General features: G+C 65.3%; 16 protein-coding genes. All 16 read right to left on the bottom strand.

The features are described 5' to 3' along the window. The 16 genes from ROSMUC_RS01350 to ROSMUC_RS01280 all read right to left on the bottom strand — a co-directional run bounded on the left by ROSMUC_RS01350 (position 1) and on the right by ROSMUC_RS01280 (position 11,462). On the bottom strand, positions 1-231 hold the full coding sequence (locus ROSMUC_RS01350; protein WP_052115216.1) for a DUF1799 domain-containing protein: 231 nt from the start codon (positions 229-231) through the stop codon (positions 1-3). A gap of 122 nt (positions 232-353) precedes the next feature. Continuing rightward, positions 354-683: a hypothetical protein gene (locus ROSMUC_RS01345; RefSeq protein ID WP_037268715.1), complete on the bottom strand. Its 330-nt coding sequence runs from the start codon at positions 681-683 to the stop codon at positions 354-356. Positions 684-732: 49 nt separating this feature from the next. Beyond that, positions 733-1,668 carry a phage tail tube protein gene (locus ROSMUC_RS01340; protein WP_037268713.1) on the bottom strand — a complete coding sequence of 312 codons (936 nt, stop codon included), beginning with the start codon at positions 1,666-1,668 and terminating at the stop codon, positions 733-735. After that, positions 1,665-1,790 (bottom strand): hypothetical protein, encoded by a 126-nt coding sequence (locus tag ROSMUC_RS21535; protein WP_281256568.1) that lies wholly within the window; start codon positions 1,788-1,790, stop codon positions 1,665-1,667. Before ROSMUC_RS21535 ends, ROSMUC_RS01340 begins: the two co-directional genes overlap by 4 nt. Further along, positions 1,787-2,221, bottom strand: a complete 435-nt coding sequence (locus tag ROSMUC_RS01335) for a phage tail terminator protein (RefSeq protein ID WP_037268711.1) — start codon at positions 2,219-2,221, stop codon at positions 1,787-1,789. Before ROSMUC_RS01335 ends, ROSMUC_RS21535 begins: the two co-directional genes overlap by 4 nt. Continuing rightward, on the bottom strand, positions 2,218-2,721 hold the full coding sequence (locus ROSMUC_RS01330; RefSeq protein ID WP_037268708.1) for a phage virion morphogenesis protein: 504 nt from the start codon (positions 2,719-2,721) through the stop codon (positions 2,218-2,220). Before ROSMUC_RS01330 ends, ROSMUC_RS01335 begins: the two co-directional genes overlap by 4 nt. A gap of 1 nt (position 2,722) precedes the next feature. Beyond that, positions 2,723-3,148 (bottom strand): gp436 family protein, encoded by a 426-nt coding sequence (locus ROSMUC_RS01325; RefSeq protein ID WP_037268705.1) that lies wholly within the window; start codon positions 3,146-3,148, stop codon positions 2,723-2,725. Beyond that, entirely contained in the window at positions 3,148-3,375 is a 228-nt protein-coding gene (locus ROSMUC_RS01320; RefSeq protein WP_037268702.1) for an Acb2/Tad1 domain-containing protein, read from the bottom strand. The genes ROSMUC_RS01325 and ROSMUC_RS01320 overlap by 1 nt, the downstream gene beginning before the upstream one ends. A gap of 179 nt (positions 3,376-3,554) precedes the next feature. Beyond that, entirely contained in the window at positions 3,555-3,911 is a 357-nt protein-coding gene (locus tag ROSMUC_RS01315; protein ID WP_037268699.1) for a hypothetical protein, read from the bottom strand. Beyond that, the gene (locus ROSMUC_RS01310; RefSeq protein ID WP_037268696.1) at positions 3,908-4,867 is read right to left on the bottom strand and encodes a hypothetical protein; all 960 of its coding nucleotides are present in this window, start codon (positions 4,865-4,867) and stop codon (positions 3,908-3,910) included. The genes ROSMUC_RS01315 and ROSMUC_RS01310 overlap by 4 nt, the downstream gene beginning before the upstream one ends. A gap of 19 nt (positions 4,868-4,886) precedes the next feature. Then, positions 4,887-5,252, bottom strand: coding sequence for a capsid cement protein (locus ROSMUC_RS01305; RefSeq protein ID WP_037268693.1), 366 nt, complete (start codon positions 5,250-5,252; stop codon positions 4,887-4,889). After that, a complete protein-coding gene (locus tag ROSMUC_RS01300; protein WP_037268691.1) occupies positions 5,245-6,429 on the bottom strand; it encodes a hypothetical protein in 1,185 nt (394 codons plus the stop codon). The genes ROSMUC_RS01305 and ROSMUC_RS01300 overlap by 8 nt, the downstream gene beginning before the upstream one ends. 297 nt (positions 6,430-6,726) lie before the next feature. Further along, positions 6,727-6,942, bottom strand: coding sequence for a hypothetical protein (locus tag ROSMUC_RS01295; RefSeq protein ID WP_037268688.1), 216 nt, complete (start codon positions 6,940-6,942; stop codon positions 6,727-6,729). Continuing rightward, a complete protein-coding gene (locus ROSMUC_RS01290) occupies positions 6,942-8,273 on the bottom strand; it encodes a phage head morphogenesis protein (protein WP_052115215.1) in 1,332 nt (443 codons plus the stop codon). Before ROSMUC_RS01290 ends, ROSMUC_RS01295 begins: the two co-directional genes overlap by 1 nt. Continuing rightward, on the bottom strand, positions 8,270-9,820 hold the full coding sequence (locus ROSMUC_RS01285; protein WP_037269780.1) for a DUF935 domain-containing protein: 1,551 nt from the start codon (positions 9,818-9,820) through the stop codon (positions 8,270-8,272). Before ROSMUC_RS01285 ends, ROSMUC_RS01290 begins: the two co-directional genes overlap by 4 nt. Next, positions 9,813-11,462 (bottom strand): phage protein, encoded by a 1,650-nt coding sequence (locus ROSMUC_RS01280; protein ID WP_037268686.1) that lies wholly within the window; start codon positions 11,460-11,462, stop codon positions 9,813-9,815. The genes ROSMUC_RS01285 and ROSMUC_RS01280 overlap by 8 nt, the downstream gene beginning before the upstream one ends. Positions 11,463-11,540 lie beyond the last annotated feature (78 nt).

The raw sequence follows: 11,540 nt of genomic DNA, 5'->3' as shown, positions 1-11,540 counted from the left end.
TCAGCTCTCCCGCATCGCGGCCACGGCCGCGCCTTCGATCACCTGCACCTCGGCCCAAAGCTCGGGCGTGATCCGAATGCCGCTCATGCGCAGGCCCGCCCGCGCGGCCGTGTAATCGAGGCCCACCACGCGGAACCCTGCGAGCCCGGCCGAGACGGTGCGCCACTGGTTGCAGACCGCGAGGAAGGCGCGGACGGCAGGGACATTCTGCGGCCAGACACCGTTGCCCAGGCCGGACGGATCACGACTGAGCTGGCCCGGGTCGATCCCCCAGAAGGCCGCCTCGTCGTCATGGTCGCGCCCCTCGTCATCGCCGATCAGGTCGCCGCGCGCCCATGCCCGCCCGGCCCATTTCAGTTTTTTACCCGTTTCCCCATGAGCGCCGCGTAATAGGCGTTGATCATCGCCACGCGGACATAAGCCAGACCAATCAGCCGGTCGCGCAGGGCGTGGCTATAAGGCAGCTTCGCGCCTTTCTCGTCCTCGACATCGTCAAAGCCCACCACAGCCGCCGCGAGAAACTCCCGCTCCCCGCGCGAGGTGCGCATGTCGAAGCCTTCGACCTCCGCGTCGGGCAGCACGCGGAATGTGACCTGCATATCCTGCACCTCGTGGCCGCCGTCGGAGGGCACCTTGATCTCGACGCGGTGGGTGAAGGTGGGGGTCTGGTCGATCTTGAACATGCGCGTGATCTCTCTTTCAAAGGGGTGTTGAAGGGGGCATTGAACCGGCTCAGGTGAGCGTCATCACCCACTGGTCGGCGGCGGTGGAAGTGGTTGGCAGTGGCACGAGGCGCAGCGGCCATTCCTTGCGGCCTTGCCCGTCCTCAAGCCCTTCGGGGCGCTGCATCTGCGCGCGCGGGGCCGCGATGTTGACGATGTTCCCGGCGGTCTTGCCGTGCTCGATCTCGACGGCGACCTTCTCCTGGGCGGCGGCCATGGTGAACGGGTCGAAGGTGGAGAGCGCCACCGCGCGCACCCGCGCCTCGATCGTGTTTTCGTGCCCGTCGAGGATCACCTCCTCCTCGCCGATCAGGAACTGCGGCTCGATGCGGTTGGCGAGGGTGAGCTTGAAGCTGCGCATCACGAGCGCGGTGCCATCAATCGTGAAGACGGGCGTGTTCGCATCCGAGGCCGCGAGCGGATCGGGAATGCCCGAGAAATCCGGCGTGGGAATGGCCACGTCGGCCGGGGCCACGTAGAGGGCCGTGAACTCGAACTCGATATAGGGAATGCCCGAGGCCGAGACGTCAAAGGCGGCGGTGCCGCGCACGCCGATCATGGCATAGAGCGTGCCGCCGATATTGAGATGCAGCGTGACGCTCTCGAGGTTCGAATAGACCCGGTTGTAGACAACGGAGGTGGCCACGGTCACGGTCTCAGCACAGCCGCAGGCGCGCAGGAGACGGCCCCAGCGGGGCGCTGCCCCGGCGGTGCCGGAGCCTGCCAGCTCGACCTTGAAGGAGATCGTGCGGTGCAGATCGACCGGGATCGTGCCGGTGGGGCCGCCGTGCGGCGTGTCGAGATTGCGGTCGAGGTCCTGACCCTGCATCGGTGACAGGCGCACGTCTTTGGCGAGGATTGCGTCGCCGCCGGTGGGGGCAGCATCGGTGCCATAGGTGGTCTCGAGCTTCGCGAGCAGGACCTTGCGTCTCCAGAGCAGGCTCATTTGTCAGCGTCCTTTTTCTCGGGTTTCGGGGCAGGCGCGGGTTTGGGCGCGGCCTCGGCGTGTTTCAGCGCGCCCTTGTCGTCGCGGGTGTAGGACCCGCCGGAGGTGGGGAGATTGGTCATGTGAAGATCCTCAGTTGATCGTCGATGGAGAAATCGAGCTGATAGGCGAGCACACCGGCCCCGCTGGACACGAGATGCCCGCGTTCGAACCGGAAGACGCCGACCTCGTCGCCCGGTGCCCAGCCCGCCAAGGCGCGCACCACGCGCATCAGGAACTGGTCGATCTTGTCGAGGGAGGCGGCCCCGGTGCGGTCAAAGCTCTGCGCGAAGATCACCACGCTCGTGCGGTGGGTCAGCATCTGGCTGAAGACGCCCGAGGCGGCGTCGGGGCGGCTGCCCTGAATGCCGGAGGGAAAGACATAGGCCGCGACCGATTGCGCGGGCAGCTTCTTGGAGCGGATCAGATCGACAAAGGCGCGGCCGCCGTCGATCCGGCCTGCAAGCTCGGGCACCTGCGCCTCGATCCGGGTCATGATATCGTTGATGGTCATGCGAAGACCTCGCGCAGAAAGGTCTCGACGGTGTCCGCGATGTCGGTCTCGTCCTTGTCGTCAAAGCCGAGGAATGGCCGGGCCGGGATCTCGACCTGGTCGACCATGATGAATTGGCCATTGGGCAGGGTGAAGGCGAGCTTGGCCGTGGCTTCATCGCCTGCGGCCTTGGGTTCGATAAACGCGCCGAACTGATGGGTCGTGGCATAGGGCACGTTGGTGCCGATGCGCGCGGAAAAGCTGTCGGCCTCTGTCACGATGCTGTCGCGCAGGCGTGTGCTGTCGACCAGCGTCTTGCCGCCGAACTCGCGCGCGCGGTGCGAGATGGGCCACGCGATGCCGCCCGGACCTTCACCCTTCTCGAACCGCTCCGAGACAGAGGTTTCCAGAACCGTCCCGATGTTCTGCATCAAAGGGGTGAGGTCGGACAACTGGCGCAGGCCGTCGGCGATGGCGTTGTCAAAGTCGAGACTGTCGAGGCTGACGGTTAGGGTGACCATCTCAGAACCCCTTGAGGCTGTCGCGGCTGAAGGTGCCGGCAGGCGCGCTGATCTGCGGAAGCTGGGGATTGCCCCGGCCGGTGTCCTCGGGCGTCTCGTCGCCAAGCGAGGCCTCGCCCTCGCGCACTTGGCGCAAAAAGGCGAAGGCGGCGTCATGGCCGTCTTTCGCTCCGTCAAAGGCAGCGGCCCGCGCGCCCAGGAGCCGATACCAGGCAATCGCGGCGGCATGCACAGTGAGTGCACGTGGTGGGTTGGCCGAATTGTAGAGCCCCGCGACATAGCTCTCGACCAGGGCCACGGCATCGTCGACAGCCACCTGCAAAACGCCCGTGTCGACGACGCCCGGCGTGCCATCGCGGGCGGTGATCTCGGCCAAAAAGCCCTCGCCGTAGCGGTCGATCATGTCTTGTGTTGTGAGGTAAGGCATCAGCGGGTCAGCCCCTTGACGGCCCACATGACAGCCTCTTCGATCTTGGTGCGCGCGATGGCGAACTCGCGCCCCTGCTCGCATGAAATCTCGGTCAGAAACGCATCCCCGATATCCTTGACGGCTGAGACCCGGCGCGCCTCGGCGTCGTTCAAGGTGCGGGGGATATGGCGCACGGGGCTGTTCACGACTCGGGCGTCGTCAGTGCTTTTGAACGTCTCTGACATGGGATGCGCCTCCGGCTTGGGTGTTTGGGTGCCGGTCTCTCCCGGCTGTCACGTCCATGTCTCAGACGTTGCAGGCTCCAACTCGCGTGGGCCGCGCCTACTCGGATCGCCTCCGGAGGGGTCTGGTTTTTGCCCTATGAGCCCGTGAGGTTCGCGATTGATCCTTTCGCTCTGGAATTTCAGGAGGCCGCGCCTGCGGCGGTCTGCATCTCGGCCCAGACGGTGTCCCGCGCGGCGGCGGAGATCTGGTCGGCCAAGCCGGGGAGTGCGTCTTGCAGCGCCTTGACCTTGGGCTTGCCGCCTTTGTCGAAGGCGTCGCCTGGCAGATCATTGATGGCATTGGTCAGGGCCACGCGGAGCGCATCGTGCAGGACGACCGGGGTCGGCGTATCTGCCGCGTCCCCGGCCTCTTCGATTGCGCCCAGGGCGAGGAGGCGCGCAATCTGCGCCTCCCCTCCGATATCCTTTGCGGCCACGAGGCGGCCCGCCTCAAGCCGCGAGGCCGCGATCACGGTGCGTTTGATGCGGTAGCTCATGCTGCGTCCTCGATCAGATAGCCGGTGGCGGGGGCCGCGATGACTTCGCGGAGCTGCTCGCCCACGCGCAGGGTGGTGGCGCCTTTGAGGCCGACCTTGGGGTCGAAGAAACGCCCCGAGACGCGGCCGTCGAATTGCGCGGTCCAGCCCCATGCGGGGGCGGTGCCATCGGGACCGGCCTGTGTGTTGCGGTGGATGAGGGCGATATTGCCGCCCCAGACCTTCTCGAAGGCCGCCGTCTGACCTTTGCGCGCCGAGTTGATGTAGCTGTCGCCCACGAGGATTTCGGAAAGCTCGAACAGCTCGGCCACGGCCTCGCGGCTTGCCCGGCCCTTGTCGCCCGAGGTCCGGTTGATGGCCTTCAGGATGTCGGGATGGGTCGAGAGCGCCGTCCAGGCCTTGCGTCCCATGGCGGCCACGTTGGGGCGCATGATGAAGGTGGCGTCGAGGGCGGCCGAGATCACGCCGATGGGATCGGACGCCGGATCGGAGAACTGACCCGCGCCGGACAGCACCACCTTCTTGTCGGCGTCATAATTGGCCGCGTCCTGCACCATGGCGGCCACGCGCTTTTCGCGGTCGAGCTGGATCAGATGGGTGAGGCCCTCGACGGCGCGCGCCTCGGGGTCAAAAGCCGAATTGCCAGCAGCGCGGAGTGCCCGGGCGGCATCGATGTCACGCTGTGGCACCACGTCGTCGAGACCGTAGTCCTTGACCGAGGAGGTGCGTTCTTCGCCGGTGAACTCGACCTGTTGAACCAGACCTTTGCGGCCCACTTCCGTGTCGGGCACGGTGAACATCTGTTCGGGCGGATAATAGGTCCATTTGAAATCCATCCCCATGACCGGCACGCGGGGCATGACCTGATCGGCGATGAAGGAGATATCGGGGTTGCGGTAGTTGACGGCGATGGCGGTCAGGACCGGATCGACAACAAAGGGGGTGGGGGTGCTCATGGATCAGCGCTCCTAAGGATCAGGTGACAGAGTGGCGGGCAATGGCCACGTCGATGATGTCGCCAGCCACGCCCGCCTGCAGCGCGTAGCCGATGGCGATGTTTCCGGCCCCGGCAGTGGCGGCTATGCCAAGGCCCGAGGCGTTCGACGCGACGGGCGCACCGGCGGCGACCGTGCCGCCAAGCTCGAGCTCGGCCGAGCCGGACATGATCACGTCCGTCATGTCGCCAAGTTTCGCGTCGAGCTGGTCCGAGATGCCAATCGCGAGATTGGTCGCGGAGGCGGCCACAAGGATGCCACCGAGTGTGCCGAACTTGACGATCCGGCGACCGGGCACCGCCGCTTCGGCGGTGTAGGATTTGATGAACAGTCCGGGATTAGCCATTGTCGCTCTCCATGGTTTCCTCGATCTGGCGCGCGGCCTCGGCAAAGCTCAGCGTGCGGCCCTCGGCCTCTGCGTCCTTCATCAGACGCTTGGCGGCGGCGGTGATGTCGTCTGGCCCTTTGACCTGCGGCAGGGTGTCTCCACCCGCCCGCTCGCTGAAGTCGATCAGCGGCTTGGTCTGCTTTGAGAGCAGGTCGCGGAACCACGCGCGCGGGCTGGCGCTCTTGCCTTCGGCAAAAGCCACCTCGTCTTGCGCGTCGAGGCTTTCCATGAACGCGACCATCTCCTCCTTGAGACCCGGCGCGATGCGCCCGTCCTTGACCAGAGCCTCGACCAGGGCGGCGTCCTCGGCGCGGCGCGTCTTGTTCAGGGCCTCGGCGAAGGCGGCTTCCTTCGCGTCGAGCTCGGCCGCGCGCGCGTCGAGCGCGGCTTGGCGGTCTTCGGGGGTTTGTGTGTCCGTGCCGGACATATCGGTCTCCTCTTTCTTGGTTTCTGCCAGATCGACCTGCGGCGTCTGTGTCTCTGAAAAGCTGGAAACGGCCGTCTTACCGCCGCCGCGCTCGATAACGTTGCGCATGAATTCCTCGGTTGTGCGGATGTGCTCCAGCTCATAGGCGGGAACGATCCGGTCCGCAGTCTCTTGCCCCTGAGACGACAAGAGCCAGTCGCGCAGTCCAGAGATGACGCGGCGCAGGCCGCCAAACCCGGAAGCGGTAATGTCGGCGATCTGCGCTTCCGAGAACTCGATCTCGAGGGTGACAGCCTCGGCGTCCTCTGCGAACTCGGCGGCCTTGAGGCCTTTTACGGCGGGGGGCTGCGCACCCAGAAAGCCCACATGCTTGAGGTAATAGGTGCCCGGTGCCGGGTTTGCCGCCGACTTGGGGGGATAGAAGGAGGCGCTGATCCGCTTGAAGCGTCCGGCGCGGACCATCTCGGCAAAAGCGGGCTCCACCTGGTCAGGCTCGGCAAAAAGCTCGGCCCCTTCGGCGCGCAAGCGTTTGACCCAGCCGTAAGCCGGGGCATCTGTGCGAGGATGGCCCACGACGATGGGGGCCTCATGGAGGGCGGGATCATAGGCGGTGGCAATGCCCTCAACCTCGGCTTCGGAAAACTCGAAGCTCTGCCCGGATTGGGCGGTGTGGCGGCCAGCGCGGAAGATGTGAAGCGGTTTTGTCATGACCCGACATTAAGCCGGGGCGACGGGCCAGATCAGATGAAGGACTTCAGGGGAAAGCGGCTGTGGCGCACGGGCCGCCTTGGATCAGACTAGCGCCCCAAGGGCGTGCGCGGCAAGCCCGGAATGCAAACGGCCCCAGAACGGCCCGCTGAGTGCGCTTCTGGCTCTGGCGGGGGTTGGGTCGCAAAATCCCCGAGGGGGGTATTAAATGGGTATTTAATGAGGCGCTGAGAGGCCATTGCGTCTGGTGGGGTCGGTTGCAGGTGCGCCCGCGCGGCGAAACAGCCCCAAATTGCCTCAGGAGGCCGGATCTTCGAGGAAGGCGCGCAGGATTGCACGGCGCTCTTCGGGAGTTCTCTTCGGTCGGTCGAAAATCGCAAACTGTTCGCGGCGCACGGCGACCAGCTCCGCCTTGTCCGGATCGTCATCGGGCAATGCCTCGGCCTCGCGCAGGGCGGCTTCATAGGCCTCGCGGCTCCATTCGTCAGGCGGCTCAATCAAAAGCGTTCTCATCACGGATCTCCGTTCATGGCCCTGACAAGGGCGGCGGCGACACCCCGAGCGGTCTCTTCTATGCGCCCCCGGACCGCCTGTGACTGCGCACCGAGGCTTTCCTGATATAAGATCAGGCCTTGAGACTGCAAGACGTCGAGGACCGCGAGGCGCACCGCATGGTCGCGGTCTGCTTTGGTCAACGCCGGGGCAATCTCGTCAATGATCTCAACCGCGACCTCCGACAACTCCCAGATATTTCCCCGGGAGGGCCGCAACATCTGTGCCCGGTAGAGGGAACCGTCGTGGCCAACGGCAACGATTGATCGAACTTGGCGCTGGAACATGACCGCCATGTCATCCGGGCTGAGCGGCGCGGAACTGGGGTGATTGTGCACGAGGCCGACACCCGTGCCGCTCTCCAGCCGCCCGATTATGGTGGAGGTCAGTCTGACGCGCTTCGGCTTGCCCACGTTCCAGTCGATTTCCTCGCCGGTCCGCAGATCAAACGCGCCAAGATGCTCGCGCCCGTCGCCCAGGCCCATGAGCCGGGCGCGCATGGCAAAGCCAAGCTCGGTGGCCGCTGCCGGGGAGGACATGCCGCGCGCTATCTCTGCATGACGCGCTCGCAAGTCAAGCCACGCATGGCCCGGGTTGCCGTCCCATGCGGGATCGACCCCGAGTGCCGTGGGTTCGATCTCGCCGGTGCGACGGTTCAGCACCCCGCGCTCCTCCAGCTCGAAATCCTCTGTCACCTTCAGGCCGCGCCGCTCCAGCATGCCTTGCGAGAGTTGTTGGACCGTGCAGCCGCAGCGCCAGCCATTGGGCGGAAAGATACGAAGCCATGCCGGGTGATCGACGGGCAGGATCAGGTCGTGATAGCGCGCGTGGTCCTCGCGCTTGGTGTCGCGCTGGATCTGGACGTAGCGCAGGAAGGGGAAGGCCGCCTTGGTGCGCTGAATGCGCGCCCATTTGCCCGCAGCATGGGCCGCGCGCATATTGGCGTCGAATATCACCCGCAACCGGCGGGGCGAGCCAAGCTGGACGTTCTTCATCTCGCCTGTGAGCGGATCGCGCTCCGTGCCGCTGCCCCACCAGCCGAGCCGTTTCAACTCAGGCTCGAGATCATCCATGAAGCTGGCCATCGTGCCGCCATTGGCCAGCGCACGGTCCAAGGCGGTCCGGATGGTTTCCAGCACGTCATTGCGCATGGCCTTGGCGACAACGAAATTGCTGGCGTGCTCATTGCGCCAGACGTCGCGAAAGTCGAACCGCGCATCGGGCGGGGCGAGCCCCTTGGAGCGAAAGAACGACAGCGCATCCTCGGGGCGCAGGCGCTGCAGGTCGATCATGGGGCCACGGAGCCGGGCAGGCTGTCCGACCCATCTGTTGTTTCGCTGTCATCCACCACGGCCCCCAGCTCGCCCGCCAGACGCGCGGCGAAACTGGCCTCGGTCAGCAGATCAGTCATCGCTTGTCCGTCGCTCGGTGCGGCCGCCAAGGCGTCGAGACGGGCGCGCAAGGTCTGAAGCGACGCGCCCGGGTCAAGACCCTCCAGCAGCGCCATGATATCGGCGAAGAGCTGCGTAGAGGCCGCCTCCGCATGGCCCTCGGCGATGATCTCCGCCGCGAGTGCATCGAGCGCGCTCTCATGGCGATGCTCGGCAAAACCAGCCTCCGGTGCTTCCTCCTCGGGCGGCGTGTTGTCGGGAGGGGCCGCGCGCACATAGCCGTCGCCATAGGTCTCCTTGACGCGGTCCTGGGACATGCGCCAGCCCATGCGATGCAGCTTCTCGTCGCGGTCCACGGCGGCGGTTGTATCCTCCGGGTCTTCCATCTTGCGCCAGACCCTCGGCGGCGTCACACCGGGGAAGTTGAACTCAGAAAGCTGCGCCACCGGCCCTTCGTTGAACGACTGGCACACAAGGTCCGCATCTGACTTTTTCACCGCGTCGCCCACATCGTCATGCACTTCGGCCTGCGACCGGCTGGAACCATTGTCGGTGGTCATGGTCTGCGACAGCACGATCTTGGAGATCGCGGCATCCATCGTGTCATGCAGCTTCTGGTAATCCAGAGAACTGGCCCCCGAGGGCGCGGACAAAAGCTCGATATCCATGCCCTCGGGAATGATGATCCCGGCCTCCGAGCGGATGGCCATCACGGCCTCGAGCAGCTTCTTCTGTTCCGCTTCGGTGGCTTGCGAGGGATACTTGCCCCGCGCGGTGGGCATGCCGAATTTGTCGAGGGCAATGAGCCAGAGTTTCAGCCCGTTGCGCTTGAACCAGACCGGCCAATAGAGCCAATGCGCGAGGCCCAGCCCGTAAGGCTCGTCGTCGTGATCCGCCCCGGTCGAGAAGACCCAGAACTTCTCGGGCGGCATTTCCTCGCCGGTCAGCATGTTCGAGAGGGTCAAAAGGCGCAGGCCGCAATTCTCGTCAAAGCGAAACCGCACCCGGTCGCGGACGCGGATTTCCTCCCAGCCCCAGAGCCGCCCGTCGCGCCGATACATCTGTTCGGCGACGGAATAGCCATAAAAGAGGCCCCAGAGCATCTTCTCGGTCAGCCGGTCGAACTTCATGGCCGAAAGCTCATCGCGCAGCCAGTCGGCCGCGCGTTTGCCTGCCGGCGTATCCTCGCCCGGCACAACCTCCCATTCCCGGCTGGTGATGGCCGAGATGCGCTGCGTCATCACCGATTTGACCTGCGGGTCGGTCAGGATGGGCTTGTAGATGTCGAAACTGCCGCCGCCGCGCGTGCGCAGGATCGGGTCCGTCGGCTCGAGCAGCGGGCCGATCCATGGCCGGGTGATGTCGCGACCGTTCTGGATGCCCGAAAGCTCCATCGGGTTGCGCAGCCGAACCGAGCGCAGCCGCATGGTGCTGGTCTTTCTAGCCATCCGAGAACCCTCCGAAATCCAGACCTCCGCCACCTCGCGCAAAGCCCATACGCCGCCCGCCGAGAGCGCCGGTGAAATCATTTGCCATCATCCCCGCGCGCTGGCCAGTGGATTGAAATTCCATCGCCACCACCTCCTGATTGCTCGCATGCCAGGCGAGCGCGCCTGCGATGGCGCTGTCGCCGTGCCGGTCGAGACCGTCCGAGCCCTTGAAACGGAAATTCTCGGGGACGCGGATGATGCCGTTTGTGTATTGCAGCGCCTGATGATCGCGCAGCACGTCCTCATGCGCGGGCAGAACGATGGTGCGATCCGAAAAGGCCTCGATATAGGGCGGCATCTCGAGCTCGTACCATGCCCTCGAGAACGAGACTTCGACGATCCGCGCGCCGTAGCGTTGGGCCGCGACCTCGGCAAGATAGGCCCCGTTGCCGGTGCGGTCCATCGCGCCTTTTTGGAAATTGGGCAGGCGGTCGAGCAGCCAGAACAGCACGTCGCGCTGCTGGTCAAAGGGGATATTGCGCAGCTCGACGATGAGCTTGGTGCGCCGGGTGAGATCGACGCCCTGCTCGAGAATGATGATGTCGGTGGCGTCGCCCGAACGCGCAAAGTCCTCGCCCATGAAATGCGGGCGGGTTGGGTCGAGGGTTTTAAGCACCGGTTCAAGGTGGGTTTTACACCAGGCTTCAGCGGCAGCCTTTCGGACGGGTTCGTCGGCATTCTTGAAGCTGTCGGGCTGCGTCCAGCGGTGAAACGGGATGCCCTGCGCCATGCAGGCCTCGATTTGCACGCGGGTCAGCGCCGCGCCTTCCATCTCGGCGGGTTCCGCATCAAGCTCCTGGCGCATGGCGGCCTCGCGCGCGCCGTAAGCGCGGCGCACAGTGGCCTCCCATGCGGCCTCTGCCTCTGGCGTCCAGGTCTTGCCCTGCATCATGCAGACGCGTTTATAAAGCCCGTTGGCGACCGCGTCGCCGAAGGTGTAGCGATGTACCGCAAAGCCGTTCTTGCCCGCGCGCGCCTCGCGGATCAGCTCGTTGAAGGCATTGAGATAGCCGTTATGGGTCGAGATGATCCGGACCTTGCCGCCCCAGATCAGCATCGCGTTCACGGCGTCGATCACCTCGCGCACGTCCTTGTGGAACGCGGCCTCGTCGATCACCACGGTGCCCTGAAGGCCCCGGATATTGGCAGGATTGGAGCTTAGCGCCTCGACCCGGAACCCGGAGGCGAAGCGCACCCGGTAGGCCGAGATGAACTTGGTGGTGCCGTCGGGCTGCTGATCCTCGAAGAGAAACTCCTCGATGGGATGGGCTGCCCCCGCGATCACCCGCGCGAAATGCGCCACATAGCCGATGGCCTCGCGGCCCTTGTCTTTGGTGTCGCCGATGTAAAAGCAGTTCTGCCCGCCCGCACCGCGCGCGGCGGCGGCAATGAGCGCGCAGCCCAGCATCTCGGCAAAGGTAATGCCGGTGCGTCGGCCCTTCTCGCAGACCTTGAGGTCGCTCTCGTCGGCCAGCCAAGAGCGTTGGTGCTCCATCAGAATGCCGTCGGCGAGCGGATCGAGGCTCTCGGGGATCTCCGAGCCGCGCGGCAGTTCCTCGGGGAGCGCGTCGGGGTCGCGGGTGAGGACGGGGTTAGTCATCTTGATACAAGCCTTCGTCTGCGTCTCGCCAGTAAGAGCCACAACTCGCGCAGTGCGGCTCCCAGCCCTCTTCGGCGG

This window comes from Roseovarius mucosus DSM 17069 (genome assembly GCF_000768555.3).
GTDB classification, from domain to species: Bacteria; Pseudomonadota; Alphaproteobacteria; order Rhodobacterales; family Rhodobacteraceae; genus Roseovarius; species Roseovarius mucosus.
The sequence above is the reverse complement of the archived record's forward strand: the minus strand, read 5'-3'. Positions and strand labels throughout refer to the sequence as shown.

Coding starts and splice junctions, on each gene's coding strand:
- ROSMUC_RS01285 (WP_037269780.1), bottom strand. CDS start 9,820: ATGGCTAGAAAGACCAGCACCATGCGGCTGCGCTCGGTTCGGCTGCGC.
- ROSMUC_RS01345 (WP_037268715.1), bottom strand. CDS start 683: ATGTTCAAGATCGACCAGACCCCCACCTTCACCCACCGCGTCGAGATC.
- ROSMUC_RS01305 (WP_037268693.1), bottom strand. CDS start 5,252: ATGGCTAATCCCGGACTGTTCATCAAATCCTACACCGCCGAAGCGGCG.
- ROSMUC_RS01315 (WP_037268699.1), bottom strand. CDS start 3,911: ATGAGCTACCGCATCAAACGCACCGTGATCGCGGCCTCGCGGCTTGAG.
- ROSMUC_RS01295 (WP_037268688.1), bottom strand. CDS start 6,942: ATGAGAACGCTTTTGATTGAGCCGCCTGACGAATGGAGCCGCGAGGCC.
- ROSMUC_RS01335 (WP_037268711.1), bottom strand. CDS start 2,221: ATGACCATCAACGATATCATGACCCGGATCGAGGCGCAGGTGCCCGAG.
- ROSMUC_RS21535 (WP_281256568.1), bottom strand. CDS start 1,790: ATGACCAATCTCCCCACCTCCGGCGGGTCCTACACCCGCGACGACAAG.
- ROSMUC_RS01290 (WP_052115215.1), bottom strand. CDS start 8,273: ATGATCGACCTGCAGCGCCTGCGCCCCGAGGATGCGCTGTCGTTCTTT.
- ROSMUC_RS01320 (WP_037268702.1), bottom strand. CDS start 3,375: ATGTCAGAGACGTTCAAAAGCACTGACGACGCCCGAGTCGTGAACAGC.
- ROSMUC_RS01280 (WP_037268686.1), bottom strand. CDS start 11,462: ATGACTAACCCCGTCCTCACCCGCGACCCCGACGCGCTCCCCGAGGAA.
- ROSMUC_RS01310 (WP_037268696.1), bottom strand. CDS start 4,867: ATGAGCACCCCCACCCCCTTTGTTGTCGATCCGGTCCTGACCGCCATC.
- ROSMUC_RS01325 (WP_037268705.1), bottom strand. CDS start 3,148: ATGCCTTACCTCACAACACAAGACATGATCGACCGCTACGGCGAGGGC.
- ROSMUC_RS01300 (WP_037268691.1), bottom strand. CDS start 6,429: ATGACAAAACCGCTTCACATCTTCCGCGCTGGCCGCCACACCGCCCAA.
- ROSMUC_RS01330 (WP_037268708.1), bottom strand. CDS start 2,721: ATGGTCACCCTAACCGTCAGCCTCGACAGTCTCGACTTTGACAACGCC.
- ROSMUC_RS01340 (WP_037268713.1), bottom strand. CDS start 1,668: ATGAGCCTGCTCTGGAGACGCAAGGTCCTGCTCGCGAAGCTCGAGACC.